Source organism: Vibrio sp. B183 (assembly GCF_000740665.1).
GTDB lineage: Bacteria > Pseudomonadota > Gammaproteobacteria > Enterobacterales > Vibrionaceae > Vibrio > Vibrio coralliilyticus.
In genome coordinates this window covers 94075-108902 of the sequence record NZ_JPQB01000006.1, presented here as the reverse complement: position 1 = coordinate 108902, position 14828 = coordinate 94075, and the positions used below count along the sequence as shown (strand labels likewise).

10 protein-coding genes are annotated in these 14828 nt (G+C 44.0%); 9 read left to right on the top strand and 1 reads right to left on the bottom strand.

The features are described 5' to 3' along the window. The first annotated feature begins 1 nt into the window (after nt 1). From IX95_RS08690 to IX95_RS25830, 6 genes are read left to right on the top strand one after another with little or no spacing between them, the layout of a single operon-like run. Entirely contained in the window at nt 2-946 is a 945-nt protein-coding gene (locus IX95_RS08690) for an FHA domain-containing protein (RefSeq protein ID WP_038158793.1), read from the top strand. After that, complete coding sequence (gene tssJ / locus IX95_RS08685) at nt 946-1428, top strand: type VI secretion system lipoprotein TssJ (protein WP_006962078.1); 483 nt, start codon at nt 946-948, stop codon at nt 1426-1428. The genes IX95_RS08690 and tssJ overlap by 1 nt, the downstream gene beginning before the upstream one ends. A gap of 20 nt (nt 1429-1448) precedes the next feature. Further along, complete coding sequence (gene tssK, locus IX95_RS08680) at nt 1449-2780, top strand: type VI secretion system baseplate subunit TssK (protein ID WP_006962077.1); 1332 nt, start codon at nt 1449-1451, stop codon at nt 2778-2780. A 5-nt stretch (nt 2781-2785) separates the two neighbouring features. Continuing rightward, the gene (icmH, locus tag IX95_RS08675; protein ID WP_006962076.1) at nt 2786-3991 is read left to right on the top strand and encodes a type IVB secretion system protein IcmH/DotU; all 1206 of its coding nucleotides are present in this window, start codon (nt 2786-2788) and stop codon (nt 3989-3991) included. A gap of 2 nt (nt 3992-3993) precedes the next feature. After that, nucleotides 3994-7377 (top strand): type VI secretion system membrane subunit TssM, encoded by a 3384-nt coding sequence (tssM, locus tag IX95_RS08670; RefSeq protein WP_038158790.1) that lies wholly within the window; start codon nt 3994-3996, stop codon nt 7375-7377. A gap of 2 nt (nt 7378-7379) precedes the next feature. Continuing rightward, a complete protein-coding gene (locus tag IX95_RS25830) occupies nt 7380-8126 on the top strand; it encodes a protein kinase domain-containing protein (protein ID WP_160174997.1) in 747 nt (248 codons plus the stop codon). Here the strand turns inward: IX95_RS25830 and IX95_RS08655 are convergent. Then, complete coding sequence (locus tag IX95_RS08655) at nt 8092-11190, bottom strand: HD domain-containing phosphohydrolase (RefSeq protein WP_038158782.1); 3099 nt, start codon at nt 11188-11190, stop codon at nt 8092-8094. The two genes, IX95_RS25830 and IX95_RS08655, sit on opposite strands and share 35 nt — an antisense overlap. A gap of 375 nt (nt 11191-11565) precedes the next feature. On the opposite strand from IX95_RS08655, the gene IX95_RS08650 reads away from it, so the two are divergent. The 3 genes from IX95_RS08650 to IX95_RS08640 all read left to right on the top strand — a co-directional run bounded on the left by IX95_RS08650 (nt 11566) and on the right by IX95_RS08640 (nt 14800). Beyond that, nucleotides 11566-12537, top strand: a complete 972-nt coding sequence (locus IX95_RS08650) for a tripartite tricarboxylate transporter substrate binding protein (RefSeq protein ID WP_038158779.1) — start codon at nt 11566-11568, stop codon at nt 12535-12537. 200 nt (nt 12538-12737) lie between these two features. Then, complete coding sequence (locus IX95_RS08645; RefSeq protein WP_038158777.1) at nt 12738-13256, top strand: tripartite tricarboxylate transporter TctB family protein; 519 nt, start codon at nt 12738-12740, stop codon at nt 13254-13256. A 17-nt stretch (nt 13257-13273) separates the two neighbouring features. Continuing rightward, nucleotides 13274-14800, top strand: coding sequence for a tripartite tricarboxylate transporter permease (locus tag IX95_RS08640; RefSeq protein ID WP_019275836.1), 1527 nt, complete (start codon nt 13274-13276; stop codon nt 14798-14800). The last annotated feature ends 28 nt before the right edge of the window (nt 14801-14828 follow it).

Sequence of the window (14828 nt, the reverse complement as noted above, 5' to 3'; positions counted from 1 at the left end):
AGTGACAATTAGTATTCATTTGATTTCTGTACCCTCTGATGAAGTCGTTACTTCTAGGGTTGTGTACTTACCTAAAACAGGTGGTGAATTTGGGCGGGCAACTTCTTGTGACATCTCTTTACCTGACCAAAGTAAACGTATCTCAAGAGTACACGGCAGTATCCGCCTTACTGATAGCGGATATTGTGTAAAGAGCACAGGCCAAAATAACGCAGTGCTTAACGATAAAACGATGGCAAAGGGGAAAGAATACCCACTCAATGACGGTGATATTCTCAAGGTCGAAAACTACACCATGTTGGTATCAACATTGGTCACATCAGAACAGGCATCTGCAGAGGAAAAAGACGACGATTTGTTTTCTGAACCTTTTTCACTCCAACTTGAGAATGACGAAATCGACTTTTTGGAGGAAGATAAAGCTCCCGTGGAAAGTAAAAAAAGTAACCATTTCTCTCAAGACAACATTCTAAGTGATGACCCGTTTGCAGCAGATCCATTCGAAGATTTAGATGCAGATACAATTGCGAAACACGTTGAAGTGGATGATATCAACGCAAATGCAAAAGTGGTCCAAGATCCGGAAGATTCGGAGTTTCTACCTGTGCAATCAAAAGCGGATACCCCGATTGAGTCATCTCTGGAAAAACTGCTTTCGATGACAGAGAAAAACCAAAAGTACTTGAGAAACCCAACGTTACATCACGAAGCATTGTTTGATGCCCTTGAGAAAACCGTTGATCAGTTTCTTAACGAGTTCGCACCCTCTCAGCTAGAGAGACAGTTTAGCGACTATATTTCCGGTGGCATGTTCAGTAGTAAAGAAAAGAAATACTGGAGAATCTACCGTAAGCACTTTCAGCACCGACAAGAAAATGGAGATTTCCGACGCCAGTTCAAAGCTCTCTTTATGGAAAACATGCAAAAGCAAAGAGAGGAAAATTGATGGCTAAGTGGTGTTTTGTTTTGGCTCTGTTTCTGGTGGGTTGTTCATCCGATCCAGCGCCTGTTGTTACACAATACTCATTAGCAATTAAGTCAGACAAATCGGCTAACCCTTCGGAGTCTAACGATTCCAACCCTGTGGTTGTACGCCTTTACCAGCTGACTGATGCACAAATGTTTAAACAGCAGCCTTTTATTGACCTGTACAGCAATGACGTACAGTTACTTAGCGCTAACTTGATTTCCAAGCAAATTTTGCCAGTGGTCATTCCTGGGAGCGAGGAGAAAATAACTTTAGATATCAATAACCAAACACAATACGTCGGTGTTTTGGTGGAGTTTATTGACTATCAACAAAGTGAGCCAAAGTCGGTGTCAATGTTACCTAAAAATTCAGACGAGTATTTGCAACTTAGCATTTCAGGTGACAAAGCCAAGCTCGAAGTTATTACGCCAGATTCTCCCTGGTGGAAATTATTTTAATCATAAAATAGGGAAAGTACGTGGACGCATTCAAAAAAGTAGTATGGCAAGAAGGTATGTTCATTGCCCCACAACATTTTCAGCAGCAGGATCGATATGTCCAAAATTACGTTCGTCAAAATATCGAGACCTTGGCAGGATTTGCTCCCTTTTATGGTGTGACTGAATTAACCATCAATCACGATCTACTTAAAATTGGTAAACTCTCGGTAGCTTCATCAGCGGGTGTCTTCCCTGATGGAACTCAATTTGAGCTGAAAGAAGAGGTCGCCAGAGATATTCCTCAAGGAACAATAGAAACCATTGCTTATCTCGCCCTACCAATATCTTTGCAAGGCAACAATGACTATGGCAGTGATGAGTCAGAGCAGAGTCGCTATGTCACACAGTCCATCAGTGTTTTCGACACATCAACGTCAGAAAATGCAAGTGTCGAAATAGATGTTGCCCAGCTGAACATTTCTATCAAGCTTGAGGGTGAAGATACGTCCGGTTTTACCTTGATTCCTATTTCTAAAATTCTGGAAAGCAGCGAATCAGGAGATGTGGTACTGGATCGAGCATTTATTCCTGCCTGTCTTCACTACGGCGCTTCGACATTATTGGTTGAGCGCATGAAAGAGATCCACGCTCTTTCTTCCAACAGAGCAACAAATCTGCTCAAGCGAATCCAAGCTGGACAGGGACAGAAGAGCCCTCAGTCTATGATGCAAGATTACCTTTGGTTGCAGACTTTAAATACATGGCTGCCGTGGTTTGATCTCACCATCAATAACCCTAAGTTCCAGACGCATGATTTGTACCTCGAACTGAGAAAGTTTGAAGCACAGGTAATGGCTCTGACGCCGGCAATCCCTGAGCCATGTAGCAATCTTCAGTACCACAGGCTGTATGATAGCTTTAATCCTCTGTTCTCTAGTTTGCGTAATATGCTTACTCTGGTCCAACAGGACTCTGTTATCGAGTTCAATTGGGACTCCTCTTTGTTCGAACGTCGTCGCTTGTTACGTACACTGATTAAGGATACGGCAAGCGTCTCTAATCGCCGATTCGTGCTTGCCGTTAAGTCAAATATAAGTAGTGCTGAACTTAATGAGCTGTTCCCCGTTTCTGCCAAGCTGGGTAACAACGCGCGCATTGTTGAGCTAGTGAGAAACAGTTTATCAGGTATAGCGCTCTCCCCGCTGCCTGTTGCGCCAAGTGAATTAAAGCCGATGCAAGGGGTTTCTTACTTCGAAGTGGATACCTCCGATAGGATGTGGCTTGAGATGCTTGAAAACCGTGATGCTATTGCAATGCATGTAGATACACGCATTAGTGAATTAGAAGTCATGTTGTACGCGTTGAGATAATGCCTATGGACTACTTAGACGAAGAAACACTGGTTTGGGACACAAACAAGTCTGACTTTACCGACAAGAACAACGATGAAAACACATCTCGCTGGGTGTCGGTTAATGCCAGTAAAAACCATCATGAGTTTCTGAATTACTTTGATAAAGCAGAAAACCAGTTAATCAATATCAGCAGTGAGTTACTGTCAACGACATTAAAAGTATCAACGCTGCCAGAACCAGAAGATGTCACAACACTTCGCCACCAGCTTGTAAGTAATATCAATGAAATCAAAGCCAAAGGTGCAGAGTTAACTTACCCTGTAGCGGTTATTGATAAACTCTGCTTCCTATATGCCGTTGTTTTAGATGAGCTAATTATCTACAGCGAATGGGGAGAAAAACGCGGCTGGGAAAATAAAACCCTGCTCAGCGAATTATTCGGTATGAGAAATGGCGGTGAATTGTTTTTCACCGTTGCGGAAAAAGCAACGAGACAGCCTCATAAATTGATCGATCTGCTTGAAGTCATATACATATTCCTCAACATCGGCTTCAAAGGTCAATATAGGGAATCGGGCAGTGAACAGTTAAAGAGCTTCATTCATCAGCTAGAGCAAGTCATCAGCCAATACCGCCAAAGCAACAGCATTCACTGCCGGACTCGAGTAAAGCAGCCTAAAGCACGTAAGCCAACACGCAGAAAACGCTATCTGCTAACGACACTATTTTTCAGTACTTTGATTGCGCTGAGTATAGGCTTAACTCACTTCTGGTATGAAAAAACAATGCCACAGCGCGCACGAGACTTTAACTTCTTACCGGACTTTAGCGAACGTTACGTCTTATCAGGTGAAGTTAACGATATCGTCTTCATCAGCAACGATGATGATTTGGTAAATACTCCGCAACGAGCTAGCAAAGTAGAGATGGTCGATGCAACTCCACCGCCTTCAATGCTGACCAGCAAGTCAGAATGGTTGGTGCAATTGGCAACGTTCTCGTCACAAAAAAATGCAGACGCATTTATAAGCACATTGTCCCCATCCGCTTACACGCCTATCGTAGAACAGTTTCACTCCTTTTATCGGGTCATTGTTCGCAGCGAATCCTCTCAACAAGCCAGAGAGATTAAAGCTTGGTATTTAGAAAAAGACGCAATCAAAGCCATCATTGTGCAAAACAAAAAAACAATAAAAGAAACTAAGAAAACTTCAGAGGCTCCTTAGGAATGGCAGAATCAACTTCATCTAAATCTACAAACAACAGACGAAGCAGCATACTTTGGACTCTTCTGTTTGTGGTCATTACCTTTGCTGTTGGAGGTGTTCTGACCTGGAAGTATGCTTACCCAACACACACTTTAGTTGGTGTACTATCGACACTACTGGTCGCCATCCTTTTAGGCTCGCTGTGTTATTGGTTACTTTCTCGTCGAAAGAACAAGCCACAAACATCTAATCAAGAAAAAGCGCTAATCAACAAGCGCTGTAAACTGCTTGCACAACACTTTAAGCTGATGCTTTACGTGCAAAAGAGAAAGAAACGCCTCAGTAGCCGTTACGATCAACCAACTTATATTCTACTCAGCGACGATCCTCGTAAAGATAAGAGCATCATTACTCAAATGGGTTATGAAGCTTACAAAGTGGATGATTTTGGCAACGATATCGAGTTCCCTATTTTATTTTGGCTAAGTGAACACTCAATACTTATTTCGGTGAGCTTGGGAGAGGACCAAAACCCTGCTTACATCAAAACGCTCTGCCAAAGTTTGAATAAATGGCGTCCGCGTCAGGCAATAAATGGTCTGTTATTGACGACAGATGTGAAAGAGCTACTCAATTCCACGGAGACCCTAACGCAAAAAGCAGATCAGATAAAATCTGAGATTCAGGGCTTCAACCGAGCATTTGGCCTTAATTTACCAGTTTACAATGTCATTACTCAGATGGGGCAAATTAACGATTTTTGTCAGTTCTTCTCTGCTTTTGATGAAACAAAACGGAACGAGGTATTTGGTGCTACATCCCCGATTCAAAAGCATGGCGGAATTGATGGGGACTGGTTCAATGAAGAGTATGACAGCCTCATTAGCCAGTTAATCGCTAATATGAGTACCGCTCTAGCATCGCAACTAAATCAAGATTACCGCAATGCAATCTGTGCAGCCCCATACCAATTCGGTTTACTAAAACAAAGTCTGTGGCAGTTCCTTCATCGCTTATATCGCGGCGATCAGCTACAAGATGGGCTTAACTTCCGAGGCTTTTATTTCACACATAGTGGCACGAACCAAGCGCAGCACGATGTCTTAGCTAACGTCGTAAACCAATCTCTTGGACACGAGCAGTTTCAGCAGCATCAACAAATCCCAGTGCAGCAAACCTTATTTGCTCAGCACCTGATGACTCACGCTGTACTTAACGAGCACGATCTTGTTGGAGTCAATCGTCGCAAAGAAAACTTACTGCTGACTATGCAAACAGCCTATACCCTATTCTGGCTAGGATTGTTTGCAAGTGTACTACTTGTCATAAAATTGGACTTCGACTATCAAAGCCAACGTGAAGCGCGTGCCGATAGCATGCTCGAACGCTACAAGGAGTCTATCGCAGCGCAGCCTTATGACATTGAAAACATGTCAGATAACATTCCGAATCTGTATTCTCTAAACCGGATTTATTCTCTGTATCTTGAGCCTAAGCCTTGGTACACGCTGTCAATCATGCCGAGCTCAAGTATCATGAAAGATGTTCAGGCAGCCTATTTCAGTGAACTACAGCGCGTATTGATTCCTTCTATGGAAAATACGTTAGAGAAAGATCTGTTTGTGTACGTTAACCTAGAAGACCAAGCAAAAACTTTGTCTTTGCTAAACAACTATCGCTTGCTGTTCAATCCTGAACGAACCAACATTACTGAACTCAAGAATTACTTTGTCACTACGCTAGAAGAGCAAGGCGAAGCAGACAGCGTCAACGTTGCACAACTTAGGGTCTTGCTTGACGACGTTTTTGCGCAGGATTTAGTTCCTATCAAGCCTAATTTTGACTTGGAGAGCTTAGCCAAAAAGGTCATTAACCAAACTGGTGTAGAGACTCTTTTGTATGAGCATATCCTGAACTCGCCAACCTATTCGAAGCGCATTGATGTTCGTCAGGAGCTTGGGACCAACTTTAATCAGTTGCTGTCTTTCTCTCCAGACTACGTGGGATACTTGGTTCCTTACCTATTTACACCATCAGGCTTCAACGAATTGGACTTATCCGTCGATTCTCCAGTACTCAAAGACGCTCTAAAAGCGTACGAGGGAGTTGCTGGCACTTCACCAAGTGCGCTAGAAATGTATCGTATCAGCCGAGACCTCAAGCAAATGTATCAGGGCGATTACATTAATTACTGGCGAGACTTTGCTACTCATATCCAAGTTAAAAGCATTTCAAATGCTGATGAGCTAAAACAGACGCTTGCTGTACTAACAACCGCATCTAACAACCCTTTGGCTCAGCTGTATACGACTATCAGCAAATACACGTCTGTTGAGTTAATTCAGCCGGAAACTAAGAAGGAAGGTGAACAACCACCCGAGCAGGATATCGATAAGAAAGAGTCTGCACGACAAATCTATATCGCGTTCAGCCAATACCACAAACAAGTTACCGCAGATGACCAAGGTAATAAGCCAATTGATGCGTTACTAGGGCAATTTACAAAAGCAGAAACCTGGCTAGGCAAATTCTACGAGGCGGAAGATCCGCAAAAAGTGGCCTATCAAGCACTGACAGCTGAAATAAAAACCAGTAACCCGATTTCACTTTTGGCACAGCAAGAGGCCTCTCAGCCTAGCATTTCAAAGCAGATACTCGCTCAGATTACTAAGCAAACTAACGATCTTGTTATGAGCTTGGCACATGCCTATCTGAACAGCACATGGAAAACAGAGGTTTATCAGCCTTACGAAACAACCATTGCTGCTTACTATCCGTTTAACAAGACTGCAAGCCTAGATGCAAGCACGGCTGACGTTGCAGCCTTCTTTAAAGTTAACGGAATCTTAGACCAGTTCTACCAAACAAAATTGAAGAGTTTCTCCACCGAAGAACGCTCTCCATACTTGTATGGTTTGTTACCGAATACAGGGTTAGCGTTAGATCCAGCAGTATGGCAAATGATAGACAAAGCTCGTGATATTCGAAATGCCCTATTCTTGGCGGATCCACAAAATATGTCATTGCAATTCCAGCTTAAAGCCAAAGAGATGAGTTCAGATGTCACCGAGTTTATTATCCGAGGTGAAAAACCATTGTTTACTTATCAACACGGCCCGCGCCTATGGAGTAAACAAAGTTGGAACGCAACTGCAATTGAGCAAGATGCGTTAGGCTTCCAGATAAAAGCACAAGCCAGCTCTATTGCTAACGAGAAATTCGAAGGTAACTGGGCTTGGTTTAAGCTGATTGAACCAAGAGTTGCATCTACGACGTCTCAACAAACCGAAGTAGCCATTAAGTATGGCGAAAGTCAGGTTGAGCTAAGTATCAAGACGCAGGGACAAAACAATCCATTTGTACCGAATTTCTTCTCTGCCTTCTCATTACCATCGAGTATCTAAATGTGAAGATAAACCGCGAAGCAGCTAGCAAAATAGAAACATGCTTTAGAGTACTGAAGGTTACGCAGTACTCGCTGCTTCGCAACGGTACTTATCTCGCGACTCACCCACATTTTGGACCCACGATTGTAAAGTTTGCTCATAGTGTAGCTGCAAAACAGCAACTCAAAACAGAAGCTGAATTCCTGCATCATCATTCCTCTCCTTACTGGCCCAAGTATCTGGACTATGGATCCGATATGGGGATGGATTGGCTGATGCTGGAGTTTTTTGAATCTCTGTCCATCGATTATTCTCAACTAGATCATTCTCTAAAAAAAGAAATTACCAGTAACGCTGAGCAGGCCCTCATTGCCTTACACGGCACTGGATACATTCATGGCGATATCAAGCCTTCCAACCTGATAGTAACGCCATGCTACCGAACCATATTGGTCGATATGGGAAGCATACTCCCCATAGGGTCCAGTTACGAACAACAAACAAGCCCTTCTCTCTCTCCTCTGTTTTCTGCTCTAAACCCGAACCTACGCACTGGTGAAATTTCCCCACAGAATGATTTCTTTTCACTCGCCATTTCGCTGCAGACTATGTGGGAACATCACCCTTTTTCAGAACAGTCGTTGATCGAGTTTATAAAGACAGAAAAGCTCCCAATATTAGGGAGCCTTTCAAGTTGTTATCAAATACTAGTAGCACAGCAAGTTAAACGTGCTAGGCAACTTGCTCTCTCGTCAGATACTGGGTGATATCAACTTTATCGTTCTGGCTTTCGGGCAAAAACTTATTGGCATACTCAAGATAGGCACCACTTTGTAAAAACAGTAAGAGCAGCTCCATATCGACATGCTTATCCAACGCCATTTTATGGAGGATATCTACCGCGACACTCACTGGCTTCGCTTTTTTATACGGCCTGTCTGCTGCAGTAAGCGCTTCAAAAATATCCGCTATGACCAAAATTCGTTCTGGTACCGATAAGTCTTCCGCCTTTAATTTACGTGGATAACCCGTACCTTTTAAGGTTTCATGGTGCGTTGAAGCATAGCGTGGCACGCGGCTAAGTTCGGGCGGAAACGGTAAAGCTTCCAACATTTTGATGCCACTAATCATATGTTCATTAATTTTGAATCTGTCCTCTGCCGTTAATGTACCTCTTGATATAGATAAGTTATACAATTCCCCTAGATTGTACTGGTATTTCGGCACATCCATTTTGATGCCAAACTTAGGATCAAACTCCAGCGGTCTAATCCGGTGCTGTATGTGTTCTGGTTTGTCATCAAGTAACTTCTCTGTTGCCGGCAAAGTGCGTTGAGTGGTTGGCTTATTCAATTCTTCAAAAGGCGATAAACCCAATCGATCATCAAAATTTCGCTGCCATGTAATTTGGCTTATGGAATTAATTCGCTCAACCTGCTCTTTCCCCATAAACTCACCGCCGACATTCGATGTCGCGACAAACTCGAAATCCTCTTGCAGCTGGGCTTTCTTTGCACGCAATATCTGTAAGGCTTGCTCTTTGTCTACGTCTTCCGCTAACTGAGATTGTAGAAACTCGATTTCAGCATCTCGCCACAGTACTTCAAATCGCATTCTTACTTCATGAATACGGTTATAAATAGCTTCGAGCTTAGTGCCTTTATCAACGATATGTTCAGGTGTGGTTATCTTACCGCAGTCGTGTAGCCAAGCTGCGATACGAAACTCCCTACGCTCCTGATTATTGGCAAACGAAAAATCTTTCAGTGAGCCCGAATCACATTTCTCAGCCGCTTCCGCAAGTAACATTCCAAGCTCAGGAACGCGATTACAGTGTCCAGCCGTATAAGGAGATTTGTCATCAATGGCTTGAGCAATCAACTTAATAAATGACTCAACAAACGCCTCTTGTTGCTTTTCATGTCGTTTTATTTCGCGTGCCATATCATGAATCGAATGTGATAACGCCCAGACTTCCTTAATATTAGAATTCACTATCTGTACATCATCAAACTTGCGACATTTGATTTTCTTCGTTTCTTCCTGAAGCTGACGAATGGGTTTCACTATCGGATTACCGAATACCCAAGCTACAGGTAACAACAAGCACAAGACCACCACAGTACCACCAATCGAGGTATACAACCTGTCATATACCTGCGCCATCACCACATCTTCCGGCACGATAACAGCAAGGAACTCTTCGTTGTCTTGAGCATTTTTTCCTAATGCCTCTACATAAAAGAATTTGCTGCTACCGTTCACCTCTCGTTTGTGGATAGTCCCTGAGCCCGCCAAAGAGTCTAATCCTTCATAAGGCACTCGATGCTCTTTAACCTGGCTAAACCAAGCATCACTCAGCGTTGTCAGTTCATCGGGTGTGATGCTGTCAATAGCGCGAGCTAATAGTGGCTCGAGCGCGTGATGCTTTTCACTTAGTGTCAGGTAAAAAGGTGCAGATGCCTGAATCGGCAAGAATTGGAATTTAACATTGTTGTTTTGACCCAAATGTTCCAAAGTCCTCCTCGTGTCGAGTAAAAGCTGGATATCACCTTTCAGTAACGCCTGATACGCATCTTCGCCGTCACTGAACACTGTCGGGCTAACTTCTCCCATAACAGAACTAGCGTTAAAGCGATGGCCATCAATAACTCCAACCTTACTTGAGTACCAATCAGATGCTGTCTCCCCTAAAAAAGCCATGGCTAAAGGTTCTTTAAACAGAAGTATCCGAGCGTGCTCAGCATCCACATCCATTTCTGGAAGCGAATGTGCAATATCCAGCTGGCTTTGGTTTAACTTACGAATTAACTCATCACTCGAAAACCCATTAATAAACTCAAAATGGAGCCCCGTTTTCTTTGCCAATAAATTTAGTAACGCGATAGAGTAACCCTGAGGTTCACCGGCACGGGCGTAGTCATATGGCCTCCAGTTGAGTTGATTCGATACCAACAAAGATGGCGTCCTATCCACTAGTTCTTGTTCACTCGGGCTTAATGTTAGCGGCTTGGTCACAGACTGAATCTCATCCGTTCCCTGTTGATTGGAAGCAATGATTTCACCAGTGCGATGAAAAACAAACGATTCTATGCCTGCGTCGGTTGGCAAGCCCATTGCGGCAGCGGTGATTCTTGAACTGATCGAAGACAGAACTATATCAATGCCCAATACCGCTTCCCGTGTCTTCAGAGAATAAGTCTGCCCAGTAATTTTCAAGTGCTTAAAGAGATATGGTTCTGTCTTGTACACATCATCTGCTGAAGCAGCTTGGTACCAAGGACGCTGTGTGGGGAAATAATTACTTTGTTTGGTACGAACACCAGTTTGTTCAAAATCGGAGGTGTAATAAATCGTCTGGCGTATTCGATTATGTTCCGGACCATTAATTTTGATCACTACCCAACGGTCACCCGCACGGGCTTCAATGCGCTGCCGAACAATTGGCGAAGACTCTAAATTGATGATCTGATAGAAGTCTTCTTGGCCATTACCAAAATAAATACTGTAAAACAATGGGTTATCTTTCAGTACTTGAATCAGTATGGTACGGATTTCTTCTTCACTGAAATCATGATCGATCGTTCTTGAAATGCTGCTCAGAATCCGCGCACTGCTTTTCGCGTTCAGATCAACCTCTTGAATATACTCACTGACGTCGGTTGTCGCCTTGGTCAACTTGCTTACTACGTGTTCTTCGGACATCTGACGAGTAAAAATGTACTGCAGGCTAATTGCGAACATCGATGTAACGATCGTTGCAATAATGAACATCGTTCCGACTGTAAAGCGTATCGAGTATGTGTGCTTATGCTTCTTCAATTCGTCCAACTACACGCCCTCCATGGCTATAACTTCTAGACTTTGAGATGAACTAAAGTACCAATTAAGTAGTGTAGTAATTGCACAGAAAGCAGAGACATATCTGGAAGGAAAATTTCGATTATTCGTAGCGCGTCAACAATTTAGCTATAGAGCAATGCCGATTAGGGTAATTGTTCAGCTCTAAAATTTTGCTGTGAACTTTATGAACAAAATCTTCACAATGCTCAATATTATTTTTATCAACGTATTAACGACAATTATTTAACACGCCATTAACCTTAAACGCATCTATTGACGAGCTTCCCTCCCTTGTTAATGGAAAACTGATAACGATAAGTGCAATCTCAATGAAGATGCACCTGAACATAAGGAACGTGAATCATGTTTAAGGTACTCAAGCCAACACTGGCAGCTTCAATCATCGCTGCGTCTTTTTCTTTCAACACTTTTGCAGCCGATCTTGAAAAAATACACTTCTTAATCCCTGGCGGTGCTGGTGGTGGCTGGGATATGACGGCTCGTGGAACGGGTGATGTCCTCGTTAAGTCAGATATCGTCGACAACGTCTCATTCCAAAATCTGTCCGGCGGAGGCGGTGGTAAAGCCATTGCTCACCTGATTGAAACCGCTCAGCGTCAAGAAGATACGCTGATGGTGAACTCTACTCCAATCGTTGTGCGCTCACTGACAGGCATTTTCCCTCAGTCATTCCGTGATCTGACACCGGTCGCAGCCACTATTGCAGACTATGGTGCAATCGTGACTTCTGTCGATTCCAAATACAACACATGGGAAGACGTAGTTAAAGACTTTGAATCTAACCCTCGTAAAGTCAAAATTGCTGGCGGCTCAGCTCGTGGCAGTATGGACCACCTAGTTGTAGCGGCAGCGTTCAAGGGCGAAGGTTTCGATGCACGTAAAGTGCGCTACATCGCTTACGATGCAGGCGGTAAAGCCATGGCTGCTCTACTCTCTGGCGAAACACAACTGCTTTCCACCGGCCTAGGTGAAGTACTAGAGATGTCAAAATCTGGGCAAGTTAAGATCCTAGCGGTCACAGCACCTAAACGCCTAGATGCTGCACCAGAAATTCCAACTCTAACGGAATACGGAAACGAAACTGTCTTTGCTAACTGGCGTGGATTCTTCGCCGCTCCAGGCACAAGCCAAGAAAAACTGGATGAGTGGAACACCGCACTTCAAAAAATGTATCACACCGACGAGTGGCAGGTCGTTCGAGATCGCAATGGGTGGATTGATAACTACAAGGCAGATAAAGATTTTTACGCTTTCCTTGAAGATCAAGAAAAGCAAATGGGCGACCTGATGCGCGAGCTGGGCTTCCTCAAGTAATCCTGTCGAGGGCAAACTTGCACTTGCCCTCTTTCCTTTTTGCCGTACCTGAGATAACGACACAATCTCCTCTGTTTAGAAATAAACAGCTAAGCCTCTTTGACTAGCAGCAAATGGCTTATTGGTTAGTGATACATGCTCATTAATCCCTCTTGTACGGCTTTTTTCTTCCCTCAATGTGAATGCAAATGGAGTTGGATATGTCGGACTTGCCAACGAATTCTTTAAACAAAGGTCAGTTTTTCTCAAAAGAGAATTTGCTTTGTCGCGATCGCGTCGGTGCCATGATCTTTCTTATCGTATGCCTTTGTTATGGCTATCAAACATCACAAATCCCTCTTTTTCCCGGTGACGAATATGAACCCTTCACGGCTCGCACCTTACCCACACTCCTGACCTTTATCGGTATCGGTCTTTCTCTGATGTTACTTGTGGCAGGCCAAGCGGATAAGCAAAGCGGCGCGGTAGTGGATTTTAACTGGAAACTGCTGATCGCTTTTCTAGCGTTAATGGCGTTTTACGGTTTAGGGCTGACTTACATTGGATTTGTGCTCGCAACGGGACTATTCCTGCTCGCAGGTTTCTACCTACTGGGTGAACGTCGGAAAAAGGTCCTGTTCGGAGCCTCTTTCCCTTTTGTCATCGCATTTTATCTGCTGCTCACTCAGGGACTGGATATTTATCTGGAACCGGGCGTCATCTTCACCATGTGGTCGTAAACAGTAAGGAATAACAAATGTTAGATGGAATCTTACAAGGTCTTTCGACCGCAGTTATGCCGATGAACATCATGATGGTGATCGTCGGATGTTTCGTTGGTACCTTCATCGGTATGCTTCCAGGCCTTGGCCCTATTTCAGCTATCGCTCTGATGATCCCCATTACGTATGGCTTAGATCCTTCATCGGGCCTAATCTTAATGGCGGGTGTGTATTACGGTGCGGTATTTGGTGGCTCAACCTCTTCAATTCTAATCAACGCTCCGGGCTGTTCTTCTACCGTTGTGACCGCTTTTGATGGCTACCCAATGGCGCAGAAAGGTCAAGCTGGTAAAGCACTAGCATTAGCTGCCTACTCGTCATTCACGGGTGGTACCCTATCTGCGATTATGCTGCTCGTAGCAGCTCCTGCTCTGGCAAGTGTGTCACTTAGCTTCCAGTCTTCTGACTACTTCGCACTGATGCTATTGGGCCTATCAGCCGTTGCTGCCTTCGCTGGTAAAGGTCAGGTGATCAAAGCTTGGATGATGACCATTCTAGGCCTGATGCTGTCCACGGTAGGTATCGACAAAGGCGTGGGTGTTGAGCGCTTCACATTTGGACTGACAGACTTAATGGATGGATTCAGCTTCCTGCTGTTAGCGATGGCGACTTTTGCATTAGGGGAGACCTTAATGGGCATCCTTAAGCCAGAAAAAGACACTCGCAACGAAGAACAAAGCAAAATGAGTGACATTGGCAGCATGAAAGTCACCAAAGAGGAAGTCAAAGAGGTCGCGCCTGTTTCGATCCGTTCTTCCATTTTGGGTTTCTTTACTGGCGTGTTGCCAGGCGCTGGTGCAACTATCGCAGCCTTCCTGAGCTATGGTATGGAACGTAACCTAGCACCTAAAGATAAAAAAGAAGAATTTGGTAAAGGCAGCATCCGCGGGTTAGTTGCTCCAGAGTCAGCAAACAACGCCGCATCAAGTGGCTCTTTTGTACCACTTTTAACTTTGGGTATTCCGGGTTCAGGCACAACAGCCATCATGTTAGGCGCACTGATTGCCTATGGCATCCAACCGGGTCCACGTCTGTTTGTCGAACATCCTGACGTCTTCTGGTCAGTCATCATCTCGATGTACTTCGGCAACATTGTTTTGGTTATCCTCAACTTGCCACTGATTCCTTACATTTCCAAGCTGCTAGCAGTTCCTAGAACAGTGCTGTTACCGATGATTCTGTTCTTCTCAATTACTGGTGTTTACCTAGTGTCATTCAACACTATGGATGTCTTCATCATGTTGTTGATTGCGATGGGTGCCATTGCGTTGAGGCTGGCTAATTTCCCTCTCGCACCATTACTGCTTGGCTTTATCCTTGGCGGATTGATGGAAGAGAACTTGCGTCGGGCGTTAATGATCAGTGATGGAGAACTCAGCTTCCTATGGGAAAGACCTATCACAATGACCTTTACCGTATTAGCCGTATTGGTGTTGTTTAGCCCTATTATCGTTAAGCTGTTTCAAAAACTAAAACCTAGTCCCGTTAAAGCGGAACAATAAACACCCATTTCAAGGAGGCGATTTAGCC